Here is a 14,427-nt window from a genome sequence, read left to right as displayed (position 1 = left end):
ATCAGTCGTACATAGTCAATAAAGAAAAACCCATGACTCGCGTCATGGGGTGGCTGCAATCAGCCTGTTTTCGCTTTTAGTGTTGCAATAGGGCAACAAGGCGTTCAGCCACTTCTGACGGCGTGGCCTGTGCCGCCATTTCTGCGGCGACCTGTACCGATGCCGCGCGAAGCCTGGTGTCACACAGGAAGGAATTAATGAGGTCGCTGCTTAAGCCATTCTCGCCGGGGATTATCCCGCAGCCTCGATCCACCACCGTTTTGGCATTGACAGGGCGATCTGCCCCTTCGCCAAATACAATTTGCGGGATCCCTGCGTGCAGGGCCGTCAGCGTATTTCCCGCACCGCCGTGATGGATAAAACCATCGGCGCCATTAAGGAATACCCCCATCGGGATCCAGTCAACGAGGCGCACGTTCGGTGGCAGCTCTCGCAAATCGGCGCGCGCATTGGCGGAGAGATGCAGGATGATTTCGGCATCCACCTCATGAGCCGAGTCCATGACCCACGAAATCAAGTCCAGCCCATCAACCATCGGTTTGACGGTGCCCAGACTCACCAACAGACGTTTGCGGCCCGGCGTTTCTGTCCCACCATGTTTCCCACACCGCGCCTCCGTTATAGGGCACATACTGCATGGAGATAACCGGCTCCCCGTCATTCTGAAGAATGCTCATACTCGGTGGTGTGACGTCTATCCATGCCAGATCGCGCGGCGGCACATCAACACCATGACGTGAGTAGGCATCTGAAAGAGAACGGGTTACGCCTTTGATATGCCAGGGAGTGTGAGCGAAGCCGACGCTTTGCATGACCACGGGAATGTTAAACTTTGCCCCAATTAACGGCCCGACCACGCCAAGGGGAGGATAGACGATCAAATCAGGTTTCCACTGGCCCGCAAATTCAATCAGCCGGTCAGCCATTTCTTCGCTGAAGAAAGAAAAATTCCCCATTTTGGTACCGGCGTTACTTTGCTTACGCAGATCTTCGCGACGCCGATAATCCGCCTCCGAATCGAATCCGGGAGCAGCATCGAATGCTACCAGTCCGGCCTCTGCCGCCTTTTGAGCAAATTTGCCTGAACTTGCGATCAGGACTTCATGTCCGTTAACGCGAAAACCCTGAGCCAGAGAAAGAACCGGGTATAACAAACCATATAAAGGTGGACCAACAAAAAGAATACGCATGAGAAAATCCCTCTCCTGCCTGACATACTTATTAGGCACTATTACACAACCCTACCCCTGCGGAGGTCGCAACATTTGCCGTCAGGCTATTATTCGAAAAATAGATATCCCGTCTCCGTCGAATTAAAGGAATTAATTCTTCGATGACTGTAAACCCTTAAACAATGTAAGTTATTTCTATTTAATCTGATAAAACCCCTTTCAGGAATAGGTTTAATTATTCCTGCCTACCTATAAAGAGTAATATAGTAACCCTAAGCTAGAGATCATCATTTCAACGTGCAGTACAGCAGACTCCAACAGGTGAAACCTTGTCAGAGCAAAGCCCAGAAGCATTATCTCGGCAATTATTAATGGGGCAATAATACTGAGACAAAGCGTGAGGGAAATATTTCCTTTGTGCCTTTAATTCTGGACTTCGCTTATTACGCTAGCACAGGACGAGACCGCGTGTAAAAGGCATATTGCTCTTTATTATTTAATTTTCAATATTAACCTTTTATTACCACAGGTTTTTTATTATTAATTACCCACCTCCTTATTACCCCTTTATTAACTCGGGGTAACAAATAAAACCAGCTCCTTAATTACAACTGGAAATAAAATGAAATAACCTTATTATTTATCTACCCATTAAATTATCTGCGTATCATGTCTACTAAGCGTAATGTTACTTTTTATCGTGACATCGACCTTCGAACGTTATTTAATAACGCAACGGACGGTTTCAAGGTGTGACCTATTTTTATGAATGGGGTTATGATGAACAGGCTAACTTCCAATATAATAATTGTTCACGCAATATCGTTCACACGATACTGTTTACAAGATACTGTTTACACAAATAATCACCTCAACGATTTCATGGATGATCAAAATGCGTCATATCCCGCTTTTTCCCCCTCATGATGCCGCTGCGGCCGCACGCTTTATCAAACAGCTGGCAACGCAGAAGTCACTGGATATTCCTCAATTTTGGCATGATATGGAGTCAATCGACGTCCCGCTGGTCACTGAAGTTCAGGGGAGTCAGGATGAACGCGACGTCACCTTTTTATGGCGCGCGTCAGATTCGTTGCAAGGCGTTTATGTTTTCCTGAATCGTGTGACCGACAAAATCAATGTGCCTATGGGGATGATGACACGCGTCCCTTCCAGTGATATCTGGACATTAACGCTGCGACTGCCCGCCACTTACCGAGGCACCTATACCTTTACGGAAATTCCATTGGGGACGTCGCCTGAAGTCGTCGCCATGCTGGGCGGGCGTTTTACGCCGTTTGTAGGCCAATCCGATCCGTTGAATAAAACCGGAAAAATCAACGTTCGCGGCATTGCAGAGGAGTCCATTCTTGCTCTCGATAAAGCGCCCGCGCAGCCCGAATGGGCAGGCGCCCCCCTCACTCCTCGCGGTGAGGGGTCACGTTCAACCCCGTGGTCGCCGGTCATCAGCGCCGCGGTTCGCCTCTATCTCCCGGACGTTGCAGACACCACGCCACTGGGGCTGCTGGTTTTGCTTGATGCAGAGAAGTGGTTTGATCACGTCGGTATACTCGGCGCCCTTGATGTTGCTTTGACTAACGGCCGCATTGGCCCAACCGCCGTGCTCGGCATCGATAATCTGGATGAAGTCGATCGCGCGGCAATCCTCGGCGGTCAGAGCGAATTGGTGCTCGATATTGCCGAGAAACTGGTGCCGCAGGTAATGGCCGATTACCCCGATAAAATCTGGGCTGGCCGTTCAAAAACCGTGCTTTGCGGCCAAAGTCTGGGCGGCGTCACCGCGCTGATGGCCGCGATGCACGCCCCCGACGTTTTCGGCACTGTGCTCAGTCACTCGCCTTCCATGTGGTGGATGCCACAAAAACGTAAGCGCGATCCCGGCTTTAGCGAAAACGATACCTCGTGGGTAAGTGAACATTTGCTGTCCACGCCGCCACAAGAGGTGCATGTCAGACTCTGCGTCGGTTCATTGGAAGGCTTCACCGTGACGCATCTCGAGCAGTTGCACCAACGCCTCCTTGCCGCTGGCGTTGACAGTCATCTTGCTGTCTACACTGGCGGCCATGATTTTGCCTGGTGGCGCGGCGCGATTATCGACGGGCTGGCTGCTTTATCGCACCATTAACTTCTCTTCGGAATTTCCGGCCTATTAAGCACCCAGTCCGTCACATAAAATTCACAGGTAAATCTTTCTGAAAACATGCTCGTCACAATTACTGTGATGAGCGAAAAACATCAACGATATTGCCCATTTAAGGCAAAAAATGAACGACACAGCTTCAATTCTGAATGTAGAATGTTCATCACGTGCTTTAGATCACACTTTTATCTGCTACGCTCTTTCTTTAACCCGCTTAACCTGAAACGGAAAAGCCTAATTTTCCAGCTGAATCATAGATTTCAGCCTGGTCTGGTTTTTCGGCAGTATCACAGTTTCTTGGCAGGATCCCTCGCTTTTTGCAGGATCATAGCAGAGCTTGGCCTTCGGGCCAGAGTTCAGGTTTTTTCATTCATAATTTTCCTGGTTTTTTATTTATGCAAAATACAATGTCTACTCGTTCAGAAGGCTGGTTCCGGGTACTCAGCCTGGCTCTGGCAGCATTTATCTTTAACACCACCGAATTTGCGCCTGTCGGGTTGCTGACGGATATCGCGCAAAGCTTCTCCATGACGGCGGCGCAGGTCGGCATCATGCTGACGGTATACGCGTGGGTAGTCGCCCTGCTGTCCCTGCCGCTTATGCTGTTGACCGGCAAGATGGAACGTCGCAAGCTGCTGATTGGTGTGTTCGTGGTGTTTATCTGTAGCCACATTCTTTCGGGCTTTGCCTGGAACTTCATGACCTTGATGGTCTCGCGAATCGGTATCGCCACTTCTCACGCCGTGTTCTGGTCGATAACCGCCTCTCTGGCGCTGCGCGTTGCGCCTCCGGGCAAAAAAGCGCAGGCGCTGGGTCTGCTGACGACGGGTACGGCTCTCGCGATGGTGCTGGGTCTGCCGCTGGGCAGGGTTATCGGGCAACTGCTCGGCTGGCGTGCGACCTTCCTTATCATTGCGGGCGGCGCCTTTATTACCATGATTCTTATCATCAAGCTGCTGCCGCCACTGCCAAGCAACAACTCCGGCTCTCTGAAAAGCGTACCCGAGCTGTTTAAACGCCCTGCGCTGGTGCTGATTTACGTGCTGACCATGATCGTTTTCGCGGCGCATTACACGGCGTACAGCTATATCGAGCCGTTCCTGCAACGCGTTGCGGGCTTTGGTGAAAACTTTACTACCCTGCTACTGCTGCTGTTCGGGTTGGCAGGTATCATCGGCAGTTACATCTTTACGCGCCTGAATCACAGCTTCCCGTCGGGCGTGCTGATTACTGCGGTCACCGTGCTGATGCTGAGTCTGATGCTGCTGCTTCCGCTGTCGGTTAACTCCACCAGCCTGATTATCATGTCGCTGTTCTGGGGCATGGCAATGACGATGATAGGCTTGAGCTTGCAGGTCAAAGTGTTGTCGATGGCGCCCGATGCCACCGATGTGGCGATGTCTCTGCTGTCTGGCATCATCAACATCGCCATCGGCGGCGGTGCGCTGATTGGCAGTCAGGTGAGTACGCAGCTCAACATGGAAGATATCGGCTTTGCCGGCGGCATCTTCGGGCTGATTGGGTTGGGTCTGGCCATCTATACGCTGCGCCGCTATGGCAAGAACTTTGCCGAATCGGCGATGACAGAAGGCAGCGTGCTTCACTAATAAGCCTGCCGTCTTACTCTCCTGTTCCTTTACTTGAAGAAGGAACAGGAGCTTTTTCCGCAATTCTCTGCATCAATTCAAAAACCTCTCCCTGCCCCCTCAACGGCGTGCCATTACGTTGTTCATGCAACTGGTATGCGCGTGAAAAGTGCAGCACCGCCGTTTGCAATCGCGTAGCCGTCAGCATCGTTCTCTGCGCGATATCCCGGATAACGAGCGGATGATAGACAGGAATACCCATAAGATAAGCCATGCCCGCCGCCCGCATTTCGAGAGAAACATTGGCCCCGGTATAGTCGATTGGCACGGTCAGTCTGATAGCCCGCGCCATCATGTTATTGTACAGCCGCTCTCTTTCGACTTCCGGGATCGCCATAAATTTGTCGGCATAGGGGGTTTGGATAGATTGAACCGTGGCGGATGTCGAGGCGACCGGTGAAGAAGGTTTCTGACTTTTAACCCTGAGATCAAGCGGCTGCGGCGACGGCTCTTTATGATATCGCGCTCGGGGAATGGAATAAGGCATGTAGCGCGACCGAGCGCGCGAACTGCACGGCTGGGCCGAGGTATTGTCCAGCCGGGCAATGGCGTGCGGGTTTTCGTCGCGTGAGGTGGTCAGCAATTGCCGAACCATCGAGCTTGCGGGAATGGAATTGAGGGCGCCGGACGGGGAATTTGGCATGCGTTGCTCCGTTCATTATTATGAAATATGTAGTTGGCCTAGCATAAATCTGCCCGTGATGGGCAAACTACAACATTTCACCCATTGCACTCGGCTGCGGCTATTTAAGGGAGTAAACCGTGAAGATTAATGTTATTGGCACCAGTGGCAGCGGGAAATCCACCTTTGCCAGGGCGCTGGCGCAAGAACTTTCCCTTCCCTATATCGAAATGGATGCCCTGTTCTGGAAAGCTCACTGGACGCAAAGCACCGACGCCGAGTTTCTGGAAAAACTCGAGCGGGCGCTGGTCGAGCCTTCGTGGGTACTGGACGGCAACTACAAGCGCTCGACCCCCGTCAAGTGGCGCAGCATCGATATGGTTATCTGGATTGACTACAGCTTCCCGCGTACGTTGTATCAGGCCGTCAAACGGGCGCTCGCACGAATCTGGACTAAAAAGGAACTGTGGGCAGGCACCGGAAATCGCGAGACTTTCAGGCAAAGTTTTTTCAGCCGCGAATCGATTATCCTCTGGACACTAAAGACCTATTATAAAAATCGTCAGAGCTATCAGGCAATGATGGCCTCGCCCCTGAAAAACCGTATACGCTTTGTAAGATTGCGTTCGCCTCGCGAGGCAGAGAAGTTTATTGCGACACTGAATCGGCAGCCTCTGGAAACAAAAAAGCCTGACATGACGTCAGGCCTTTTTTATTAATTGGAAAGCTGGACGGAATCCGATTAGTTGAAATCGACGCCCTGCTCGGCAATATCCATTGCAAAGTAAGACAGGATGATATCGGCACCGGCACGTTTGATTGCGCCCAGCGTTTCACGCACCACTTTGCGCTCGTCGATGGCACCGGCCTGTGCGGCAAACTTGATCATCGCGTATTCCCCGCTCACCTGATAGGCGGCCAATGGCAGACGGGACGCGGCGCGAATATCGCTGATGACGTCGAGGTAGGCGCCCGCAGGTTTCACCATCAATGCATCCGCCCCTTCGTGCTCGTCCATCAGGGATTCACGGATAGCTTCACGGCGGTTCATCGGATTCATTTGATAATTTTTACGATTGCCCTGCAACACGCTGCCGCCCGCTTCACGGAAAGGACCGTAGAGAGAGGATGCAAATTTGGTCGAATAAGCCATGATTGAGGTATCAATGAATCCGGCTTCGTCGAGGGCGCGGCGAATAGCCTGCACCTGACCGTCTGCGGCGGCGGAAGGCGCGATGAAATCTGCACCGGCGGCGGCCGCAACAACGGCCTGACGGCCCAGGTTCTTGAGCGTGGCGTCATTGTCTACGCCGTGGTCATGCAACACACCGCAATGGCCGTGCGAGGTATATTCGCAGAAACAGGTGTCCGACATGACAATCATTTCGGGCACGGTGTCTTTGCAGATTCGCGCCATGCGTGCGACCAGCCCGTTTTCGTTCCAGGTGTCGCTCCCGGTGGCATCCATGTGGTGCGAGATACCAAAGGTCATCACCGAACGAATGCCCGCCTTGGCGTAACGCTCGATTTCATACGCCAGTTTTGACTCAGGAATACGCAGTACACCGGGCATGGTCTCGATTACCGCGTATTCGGAAGTCTCTTCTTCAACGAAGATAGGCAATACGAGATCGTCAACGCTGAACTGGTTCTCCTGAAAGAGGGCGCGCATAGAATCAGACTGTCTTAGACGACGAGGGCGTAAACTTGGGAACTGATTTGACATGACTACTCCAGCAAAAAGCGATTTAAAACTCACTGCGGCTTGAACAGCACGCGACGGTATCAACGTAATTATCGCCGACCCTGATTAACTGGCGCATATTTTAGCGTAATTTTCACCGCCGTCTTTATCTTTACGTAGCAACTTTGGGCCAGAATACAGGGTTTGCCGATACGGGCACTGGCGACTCTCTCGGGCGCTATCGTCCTGTTTACCCTGTCTGTCCCTGCATCTCGACGCCATAACCTGACGCGCCGAGACCGGAATGCGATACAATGATGAGTGATGGTCGACGCTTTCTCGGCATCACTCATCATCTCTCGCTGCTCCCCGGTCTGGCAATCATGCTGACCACGCCTGGATTACACGTCCCGGGCGACGGGCTACACGACTTACGGGATACACGTTCATGATGGTTAATACGGGCACGGTAGTGTTTTGTGCCGATATCGGTGGTTCTTTTATTAAATTTGGCATCTCGCGTCAGCAGGGAGACGTGACGGTGTTGACCAAAGTCGCTACGCCGACCCAATCCTGGGACGAATTCGTGCTGGCCTTACAGGTTTTGCTGAGCGAACACGGCAGCGAGGTTCCCGAAGATACGCCCCTTGCGATTTCAACCGCCGGACTGGTTTCACCGCAAAGTGGTGAAGTGATGGCGAGCAACATTCCGGCCTTCGCAGGCCATAATCTGGCAGCGGAACTCACCCAGTTACTTAAACGAAAAGTCAGCGTGGCCAACGACGCCGACTGTTTCGCGCTGGCCGAAGCGCACGTGGGCGAAGCCATGGGAATGCCTGTCGTCATCGGCATTATTCTCGGGACCGGCGTGGGCGGTGGACTGGTGTTCAACGGCCAGCTGGTGCGCGGTCACGGCGGGGTTACAGGTGAATGGGGTCACGGCGCCATCACCCGTACCGAACTGGTCATCGACAACGAACTCGTCAAGGTGCCGCGGCTTCCTTGCGGCTGCGGTCAGACGGGGTGTCTCGATATGCTCGGCGGCGCGCGCGGAATTGAACGCCTGCATTTCGAACTCCACCAGCAAAAACTCGACAGCCATGACATCATCGCTGGATGGGAGGAAGGCAATCTGCAAGCCGCCCTCACCTTCAAGGCCTGGGTCCTGCTGGTGGGCGAACCGCTGGCACTGATGGTCAATATTCTTGGCCCGACCAAGATTGTGGTGGGCGGCGGACTGGCAACGGTCATCCCGCTTATCGCCGCACTCGACCAGCAAGTACGGGGTGCCACATTGCACCATTATCCCGCCCCGCTGGTCGTGCCCGGCAAATATGTCAATCAGGGCGGTCTTGTCGGCGCATCCGTGCTCGGCAGACAGCACTAGAGACGGGCAGAGGATTAGCCTAAATCATAAAAACAGTCGGCATCGAGCGTGATGTCGGCGATTTTCTGTACCGGACCGCGCATGTTGACCATGAAGTCTCCGGAGAAAGCGATAGCAAGCTGTCCACCGGGCATGGTGACGGTAACGTTATCGTCGACCAGCCCCAGTTTGCGCATGGCACTCGCCGCGGCACAACTGCTGCTGCCGGAAGCCAGCGTGTAACCGGCTCCGCGCTCCCAGATACCGATGCTGATGTTGGCGCGGTCAATCACTTCGACAAACTGCACATTGGTGCGTTTCGGGAAAATCGCCAGCGTTTCAATCAGCGGACCCAACTGATGCACCAGCGCTAAATCGAGCTTTTCGACGCGCACGACGCAGTGCGGATTGCCCATCGACACCAGCGTTGCATTGAGGTCATGTCCGCCTACCACCAGCGGCTGGTCGAGCATCGCCTCACCTTCGACATGCGCCGGTAACGCGGAAGGCGTGAATTTTGCCTGGCCCATATCGACGATAATCTGGTGTGCGCCCTCGGTCACTTCACAGCTCACCTGCCCGCCCAGCGTGTTCACCAGAAAGGGTTCGTGGCCGACTCGCTTGATATCAAAAAGGTAACGGGCATAGATTCGCAGGCCGTTTCCGCTTTTTTCGGCCTCGGAACCGTCTGGATTGATAATTCGGACGCGCGGCACCTCTTCGTCGTCGATATCGATAAGCAGCCCGTCGGAGCCGATACCGTAATTCCGGTCACAGATACGGCTAATCTGCTCAAGAGTGAATTTTGCCGCCACGCTTTGATGGCAGACCAGATAATCATTGCCCAAGCCATGATAACGGTGGAAAAGTGATGCGTTCATATGCAGCCCAGCTTGTGTGTGGAGTTATTCGAGATTTATCAAAGAATACACCATGCCTTCCGGCACCGGTAGCACCTGCCAACGGGCGGTGTGTTTATCCTCTGTCGCGACCTATTGAATTAAAAACAATTAAACTTTTGTCCGAGATCAATAATTCCCCGATTTTCATTAACAACGTTTGCACATCTTTTGTCATCGGCGTAAACCTGTCAGCAGCTCACGCAGGCCCGGAAAGCCAGAGGCTCTCCGCCTTGCGCGCAGCCACCTGAACACTCACAAGGTTTGCCAACGAGGATATGCTGTATGTCTAGTAATGGAAAAGTCGCTTTGGTAACAGGTGCCGGTCAGGGGATTGGCCGGGCAATCGCACTGCGTTTGGCGAAAGATGGATTCGCCGTGGCGGTCGTGGACTTCAATGCGGAAACGGCAAAACAGGTCGCCGAAGAGATTAATCAGGCCGGTGGCAAAGCCATCGCCCGGACTGCCGATGTGTCGGACCGCGATCAGGTCTTCTCTGCCGTCGAAACGGCGAAACAGCAGCTGGGCGGTTTTGACGTCATTATCAATAATGCCGGTATCGCGCCAACCACGCTCATTGAAGACATCACGCCGGAAATTGTGGATAAAGTCTATAATATCAACGTTAAAGGCGTTATCTGGGGCATTCAGGCTGCGGTCAAGGCCTTTAAATCGCTGGGTCACGGCGGCAAAATCATCAATGCCTGCTCGCAGGCCGGTCACGTCGGCAACCCCGAACTGGCCATTTACAGCTCCAGCAAGTTCGCCGTGCGCGGATTGACCCAGACGGCGGCCCGCGATTTGGCTTCGCTTGGCGTCACCGTCAATGCCTATTGTCCGGGCATTGTGAAAACGCCGATGTGGGAAGAGATCGATCGTCAGGTTTCGGCGGCGGCGGGTAAACCCGCAGGCTACGGCACGCAGGAGTTTGCCAAAAACATCACCCTGAAACGTCTTTCCGAACCCGAAGATGTGGCCTCCTGCGTCTCTTATCTTGCCGGTCCGGATTCTGATTATATGACCGGTCAATCACTCCTGATTGACGGCGGCATGGTCTTTAACTGATAGTTTCCGATTACCCCTGTAAGTCAAGCCCGCAGCCCTGACCGGTGAGCGGGCTTTTCAGGATCCCATGTCGAAAAAAGGGTTCTTAATGACAGCGAATTCACTTCCCCAACCGGAATACAGCCGCAATATGCGGTTAATCGGCCACAGCGATCAGGGCGGCAAGGCCGATGGCGTACAGGTCATGGTGCATCGCGGCTATGCCTATATCGGGCATATGGTGTCGCAGGGTTTTTCGATAGTCGACGTGCGGGATCCCAAAAACCCCCGCGCCGCCGGTTACGTACCTGCGCCGCCGGGTACCTGGAACGTGCATTTACAAACGCATGACGATCTGCTGCTGGTTATCAATGCCCGCGACCTGTTTGCCGACGTTCGTTTTGCCGATGAAAAGGTCTATTACACCCGGTCGGTTGCCGATACCGTTAAAGGCAGTACGCAACGCGGTTGGAGCGCCGGTGTGCGTATCTTCGATATTTCGGTGCCGGACGCGCCGCGCGAGATTGGCTTTCTCTCCCTCGACGGCATCGGCGTTCACCGCATCTGGTATGTCGGCGGCCGCTGGGCCTACGTCTCGGCGCTGCTTGAAGGCTACAGTGACTATATTTTCCTGACGCTGGACCTCGCCGACCCGACACGCCCGGAAGTGGCCGGACGCTGGTGGCTGCCCGGTATGCATACCGCCGGCGGCGAAATACCCGACTGGCCACAGGGCAAACGCCACGCGCTGCATCACGCCATCATCAGCGGCGATACGGCCTATGCCAGCTGGCGCGACGGCGGCTTGACCCTGCTCGACATCAAGGATCGCAGCGCGCCTACCCTGATTGCCCATCGCAACTGGAGTCCGCCTTTTGGCGGCGGCACGCACACCGCCCTGCCCTTGCCCGAACGTGACCTGCTGGTCGTGCTCGACGAAGCCGTGCTCGACAATCAGGAAGATGGCGAAAAGCTGATTTGGCTGTTTGACGTGCGGGAACCTGCCAATCCCGTGAGTATTGCCACTTTTCCGCAGCCGGATGAGCGCGATTATGTCAGCAAGGGCGCCCATTTCGGTCCGCATAACCTGCACGAGAACCGTCCGGGCAGTTTCGTCAGCTCATCCCTTATTTTTGCAACCTATCAGAACGCCGGTATCCGCGCCTATGACATCAGCAACCCGTATCAGCCCAAAGAGACCGGTGCGCTGGTGCCTGCGGCCCCGACCCGAATGATGGATAAACGCCCCGGCCGACCCCAGGTGATTCAGTCTTGTGACGTATTCGTCGATGCGGGCGGAATTATTTACAGCACCGACTACAATGCGGGTCTGTCCATTATCGAATATCTTGGTTAATTGTCTCGAAGATGAATGAATGTCTGCCCGCAAAGTGCGGCGGACATTTTTCTGAAGCTGTGTTCATTATCCCCAGAATGGGTTATTTAACTTAGGGGAAACAATAGGGTGAGCGATAGCTAGGTGTCTGATAAAAAAGTTGAACCTTGAAAAGAAATGCCTATTGAGGCTACACTGCGGGGATGAATTTTGTGACGAAGATCGTTAATTGAGCATGAAGAATGTAAGGAAATCATCAGGAATTCTTCAATCCCCTGTCTTTGGAAGATGCTATCAGCGAGTTCTGAATAATTTGGGTAATGTGGTTTTGATTGTGGATGAAAAACATCCTGTTCAGGACATGACGATACAATGACATTTTTATTGCTGGGAGTATCATTTTTGTGAACAAAAACATGGTCAAAAATATATTGTCGCTCTTTATGATTCAGGGAGCCGGATATATTTTACCCCTCGTTACGCTCCCCTATCTGGTCAGGGTACTTGGCCCGAGCCAATACGGCATACTTGGCTTCTCATTTGCGTTTGTTCAATACTTTACGCTCATTGTACAGTACGGCTTCGACCTCTCCGCCACCAACAAGATAGCCATCCACAAAGAGGATAAAACTCTGGTGAGTCAGGTTTTCTGGGGCGTTTCTGTTCTGCAAGACGGTGCTGGTCGTGGTGAGTGCAATAGCGATGTTTATCATCGTGCAATTTGTTCCGAGCGTTAAGGAATATGCCACTGTCATTGTGGTTTCCTATACCTCCGTAATAGGTGCGGCCTATTTGCCCGGCTGGTTATTTCAAGGCAAGGAAAAAATGGGCTGGATGGCCATTTCCAATATTGTCGCGAAAGTTGTGACCCTCCCCTTAATATTCATTTGCGTAAAATCCCCTGCCGATACATGGATTGTTGCACTTATTACCGGTATGGGCTTCATATTAGGTTCACTCTTCAGTTTTTATATGATCTACCGCGAAAAGTGGATTGAATGGAGCTTGCCGAGTTACGCGCAAATAAAAGAGCAGATTCAGGATGGCCGATATATATTCCTTTCAAATATTGCCGGCAGTGTTTACGTAAACAGCATTCCGGTATTCCTTGGATTTGCTGCCGGCCCTGTCACGGTAGGGATATACGTGGCGGCCGACAAGATTCGTATGGCCATTCAGGGATTGATGGGCCCCGTCACGCAGGTCTTTTATCCGCGTATCAGTTCGGTGATGGCCGCGAACCGTGAACAGGGATTCAAGATGATCCGCAAACTGTTGTACGGACAAAACGCCATCGTCCTGCTTATCTCTCTGTTGCTGATGGGCTTCGCTCATCAAATCATTACCGCGTTCTATGGCGAAACCTATTTGGCGTCTGTTCCCGTATTAATGATTTTGGCACCGATGGTGTTCTTCATCAGCGTCAGCACCGTATTGGGTGTTCAGGGGATGCTGATTATTGGCATGAAAAAGGAATTCAGTCAGATATTATGGTTTGGCGCCGTGCTCAATACCGTGGTGATATTTCCTTTGATCTGGCTCATGGGAGCCAATGGAGCGGCTATTTCCGTTCTTACCACTGAAGCCATTGTCGCACTTTTGATTATCTATAAAACCAAATCCATATGGAGACGTTCATAAATGTCTATTGAACAGATTAACGCCTTGCACACCTCTTTGGCGGGCGTTGTGGTTTGGTTCAACCCAACTGACAAAGAAGTTGAAAACATCAAGTCCTATCTGGGCGCATTGCAGACTCTGTATGTCGTGGATAATTCAGCCGGAGATAACGCCGCATTGCTGGCAGAGTTAAGCGGAGAGGCGACCTCAATTGAATATATTGCCAATCTCGACAACCTGGGCATTGCCAGAGCACTGAACATCGGTTGTCAGCGCGCGCTGGAAAAAGGCTATGACTGGATCCTGACCATGGATCAGGATTCGGGCTTCAGCACCGCCGAAATGGCGAAATATATCGAAGCCTTCGAACGCAGGAAAATCGACGATCCGTCCATTGCCGTTTTTACTCCCGTCACCGGTGAAGAGCAGCAGGAAGGCTATGCACAGCGCGTTATTACTTCGGGCAATATCCTGAGCCTTGCCGCCTACCAGGTCATTGGCGGCTTCGACGACGAATTGTTCATTGACGAAGTGGATCACGACCTGTGCTATAAAATGACCAAAAACGGGTACAAGATTTATACCTTCGGCAACGTACATATGGAGCACAAACTGGGGAATACCCAACTGCATCCATACTTCTTCAACCGCGCGATGTGGGTAATGCATCACAGCGCGATTCGTAAGTATTACATCACCCGTAATCGCCTGCTGATGCGCGATCGTTACCCCGAATTCACTGCCGATTACGATAAATTCAATCGACAGTTACTGGTGGGCGTGATCTTCTTCGAAGAGCAGAAACTGCTGAAACTGCGCTATATGCTCAAGGGCTATCGCGATTACAAAAACAACCGCCTGGGCAAGATGCGTTAAT

The 14,427-nt window shown here is 52.6% G+C and carries 13 protein-coding genes and 1 pseudogene; 10 read left to right on the top strand and 4 right to left on the bottom strand.

The window, feature by feature from the left end; genetic code table 11:
• Window positions 1-76: 76 nt before the first annotated feature.
• A pseudogene (locus O1V66_RS03590) lies at window positions 77-1,190 on the bottom strand (glycosyltransferase).
• A gap of 877 nt (window positions 1,191-2,067) precedes the next feature.
• Here O1V66_RS03590 and O1V66_RS03585 point away from each other — a divergent pair.
• Together O1V66_RS03585 and O1V66_RS03580 are read left to right on the top strand one after the other, a co-directional pair.
• Window positions 2,068-3,318, top strand: coding sequence for an alpha/beta hydrolase-fold protein (locus O1V66_RS03585; protein ID WP_330873458.1), 1,251 nt, complete (start codon window positions 2,068-2,070; stop codon window positions 3,316-3,318).
• Between the two features lie 410 nt (window positions 3,319-3,728).
• Window positions 3,729-4,940, top strand: coding sequence for a sugar transporter (locus tag O1V66_RS03580; RefSeq protein ID WP_187329791.1), 1,212 nt, complete (start codon window positions 3,729-3,731; stop codon window positions 4,938-4,940).
• A gap of 13 nt (window positions 4,941-4,953) precedes the next feature.
• Here O1V66_RS03580 and O1V66_RS03575 read toward each other — a convergent pair whose 3' ends face one another.
• A complete protein-coding gene (locus O1V66_RS03575; protein WP_045047147.1) occupies window positions 4,954-5,622 on the bottom strand; it encodes a hypothetical protein in 669 nt (222 codons plus the stop codon).
• 119 nt (window positions 5,623-5,741) lie between these two features.
• Between O1V66_RS03575 and O1V66_RS03570 the strand changes: the two genes are divergently transcribed.
• Complete coding sequence (locus tag O1V66_RS03570; protein ID WP_269128101.1) at window positions 5,742-6,320, top strand: shikimate kinase; 579 nt, start codon at window positions 5,742-5,744, stop codon at window positions 6,318-6,320.
• A gap of 23 nt (window positions 6,321-6,343) precedes the next feature.
• Here O1V66_RS03570 and hemB read toward each other — a convergent pair whose 3' ends face one another.
• Window positions 6,344-7,327 (bottom strand): porphobilinogen synthase, encoded by a 984-nt coding sequence (hemB, locus tag O1V66_RS03565; protein WP_045047149.1) that lies wholly within the window; start codon window positions 7,325-7,327, stop codon window positions 6,344-6,346.
• Between the two features lie 272 nt (window positions 7,328-7,599).
• Between hemB and O1V66_RS03560 the strand changes: the two genes are divergently transcribed.
• Together O1V66_RS03560 and O1V66_RS03555 are read left to right on the top strand one after the other, a co-directional pair.
• Window positions 7,600-7,737: a hypothetical protein gene (locus O1V66_RS03560; protein ID WP_241481378.1), complete on the top strand. Its 138-nt coding sequence runs from the start codon at window positions 7,600-7,602 to the stop codon at window positions 7,735-7,737.
• The gene (locus tag O1V66_RS03555; protein WP_045047150.1) at window positions 7,734-8,672 is read left to right on the top strand and encodes an ROK family protein; all 939 of its coding nucleotides are present in this window, start codon (window positions 7,734-7,736) and stop codon (window positions 8,670-8,672) included. Before O1V66_RS03560 ends, O1V66_RS03555 begins: the two co-directional genes overlap by 4 nt.
• A gap of 14 nt (window positions 8,673-8,686) precedes the next feature.
• Here O1V66_RS03555 and dapF read toward each other — a convergent pair whose 3' ends face one another.
• A complete protein-coding gene (dapF, locus tag O1V66_RS03550) occupies window positions 8,687-9,532 on the bottom strand; it encodes a diaminopimelate epimerase (RefSeq protein WP_045047151.1) in 846 nt (281 codons plus the stop codon).
• A 303-nt stretch (window positions 9,533-9,835) separates the two neighbouring features.
• Between dapF and O1V66_RS03545 the strand changes: the two genes are divergently transcribed.
• From O1V66_RS03545 to O1V66_RS03525, 5 genes are all read left to right on the top strand, one after another.
• A complete protein-coding gene (locus tag O1V66_RS03545; RefSeq protein WP_045047152.1) occupies window positions 9,836-10,615 on the top strand; it encodes a (S)-acetoin forming diacetyl reductase in 780 nt (259 codons plus the stop codon).
• An 88-nt stretch (window positions 10,616-10,703) separates the two neighbouring features.
• Window positions 10,704-11,951, top strand: coding sequence for an LVIVD repeat-containing protein (locus tag O1V66_RS03540; protein WP_045047574.1), 1,248 nt, complete (start codon window positions 10,704-10,706; stop codon window positions 11,949-11,951).
• A gap of 383 nt (window positions 11,952-12,334) precedes the next feature.
• A complete protein-coding gene (locus tag O1V66_RS03535; protein WP_269128100.1) occupies window positions 12,335-12,667 on the top strand; it encodes an oligosaccharide flippase family protein in 333 nt (110 codons plus the stop codon).
• Entirely contained in the window at window positions 12,633-13,571 is a 939-nt protein-coding gene (locus O1V66_RS03530; RefSeq protein WP_269128099.1) for an oligosaccharide flippase family protein, read from the top strand. Before O1V66_RS03535 ends, O1V66_RS03530 begins: the two co-directional genes overlap by 35 nt.
• The gene (locus O1V66_RS03525; protein WP_045047153.1) at window positions 13,572-14,426 is read left to right on the top strand and encodes a glycosyltransferase; all 855 of its coding nucleotides are present in this window, start codon (window positions 13,572-13,574) and stop codon (window positions 14,424-14,426) included.
• The last annotated feature ends 1 nt before the right edge of the window (window position 14,427 follow it).

Source organism: Rouxiella chamberiensis, from assembly GCF_026967475.1.
In the GTDB taxonomy this organism is placed as follows: domain Bacteria; phylum Pseudomonadota; class Gammaproteobacteria; order Enterobacterales; family Enterobacteriaceae; genus Rouxiella; species Rouxiella chamberiensis.
Note: the sequence above shows the minus strand (reverse complement) of the source record. Positions and strands in the feature narration are given on the sequence as shown.

Excerpts from the sequence above, each read along its gene's own strand:
- O1V66_RS03575 (WP_045047147.1), bottom strand. The coding sequence starts at position 5,622 with ATGCCAAATTCCCCGTCCGGCGCCCTCAATTCCATTCCCGCAAGCTCG.
- dapF (WP_045047151.1), bottom strand. The coding sequence starts at position 9,532 with ATGAACGCATCACTTTTCCACCGTTATCATGGCTTGGGCAATGATTAT.
- O1V66_RS03525 (WP_045047153.1), top strand. The coding sequence starts at position 13,572 with ATGTCTATTGAACAGATTAACGCCTTGCACACCTCTTTGGCGGGCGTT.
- hemB (WP_045047149.1), bottom strand. The coding sequence starts at position 7,327 with ATGTCAAATCAGTTCCCAAGTTTACGCCCTCGTCGTCTAAGACAGTCT.
- O1V66_RS03585 (WP_330873458.1), top strand. The coding sequence starts at position 2,068 with ATGCGTCATATCCCGCTTTTTCCCCCTCATGATGCCGCTGCGGCCGCA.
- O1V66_RS03540 (WP_045047574.1), top strand. The coding sequence starts at position 10,704 with ATGACAGCGAATTCACTTCCCCAACCGGAATACAGCCGCAATATGCGG.
- O1V66_RS03530 (WP_269128099.1), top strand. The coding sequence starts at position 12,633 with ATGTTTATCATCGTGCAATTTGTTCCGAGCGTTAAGGAATATGCCACT.
- O1V66_RS03560 (WP_241481378.1), top strand. The coding sequence starts at position 7,600 with ATGATGAGTGATGGTCGACGCTTTCTCGGCATCACTCATCATCTCTCG.
- O1V66_RS03580 (WP_187329791.1), top strand. The coding sequence starts at position 3,729 with ATGCAAAATACAATGTCTACTCGTTCAGAAGGCTGGTTCCGGGTACTC.
- O1V66_RS03545 (WP_045047152.1), top strand. The coding sequence starts at position 9,836 with ATGTCTAGTAATGGAAAAGTCGCTTTGGTAACAGGTGCCGGTCAGGGG.
- O1V66_RS03555 (WP_045047150.1), top strand. The coding sequence starts at position 7,734 with ATGATGGTTAATACGGGCACGGTAGTGTTTTGTGCCGATATCGGTGGT.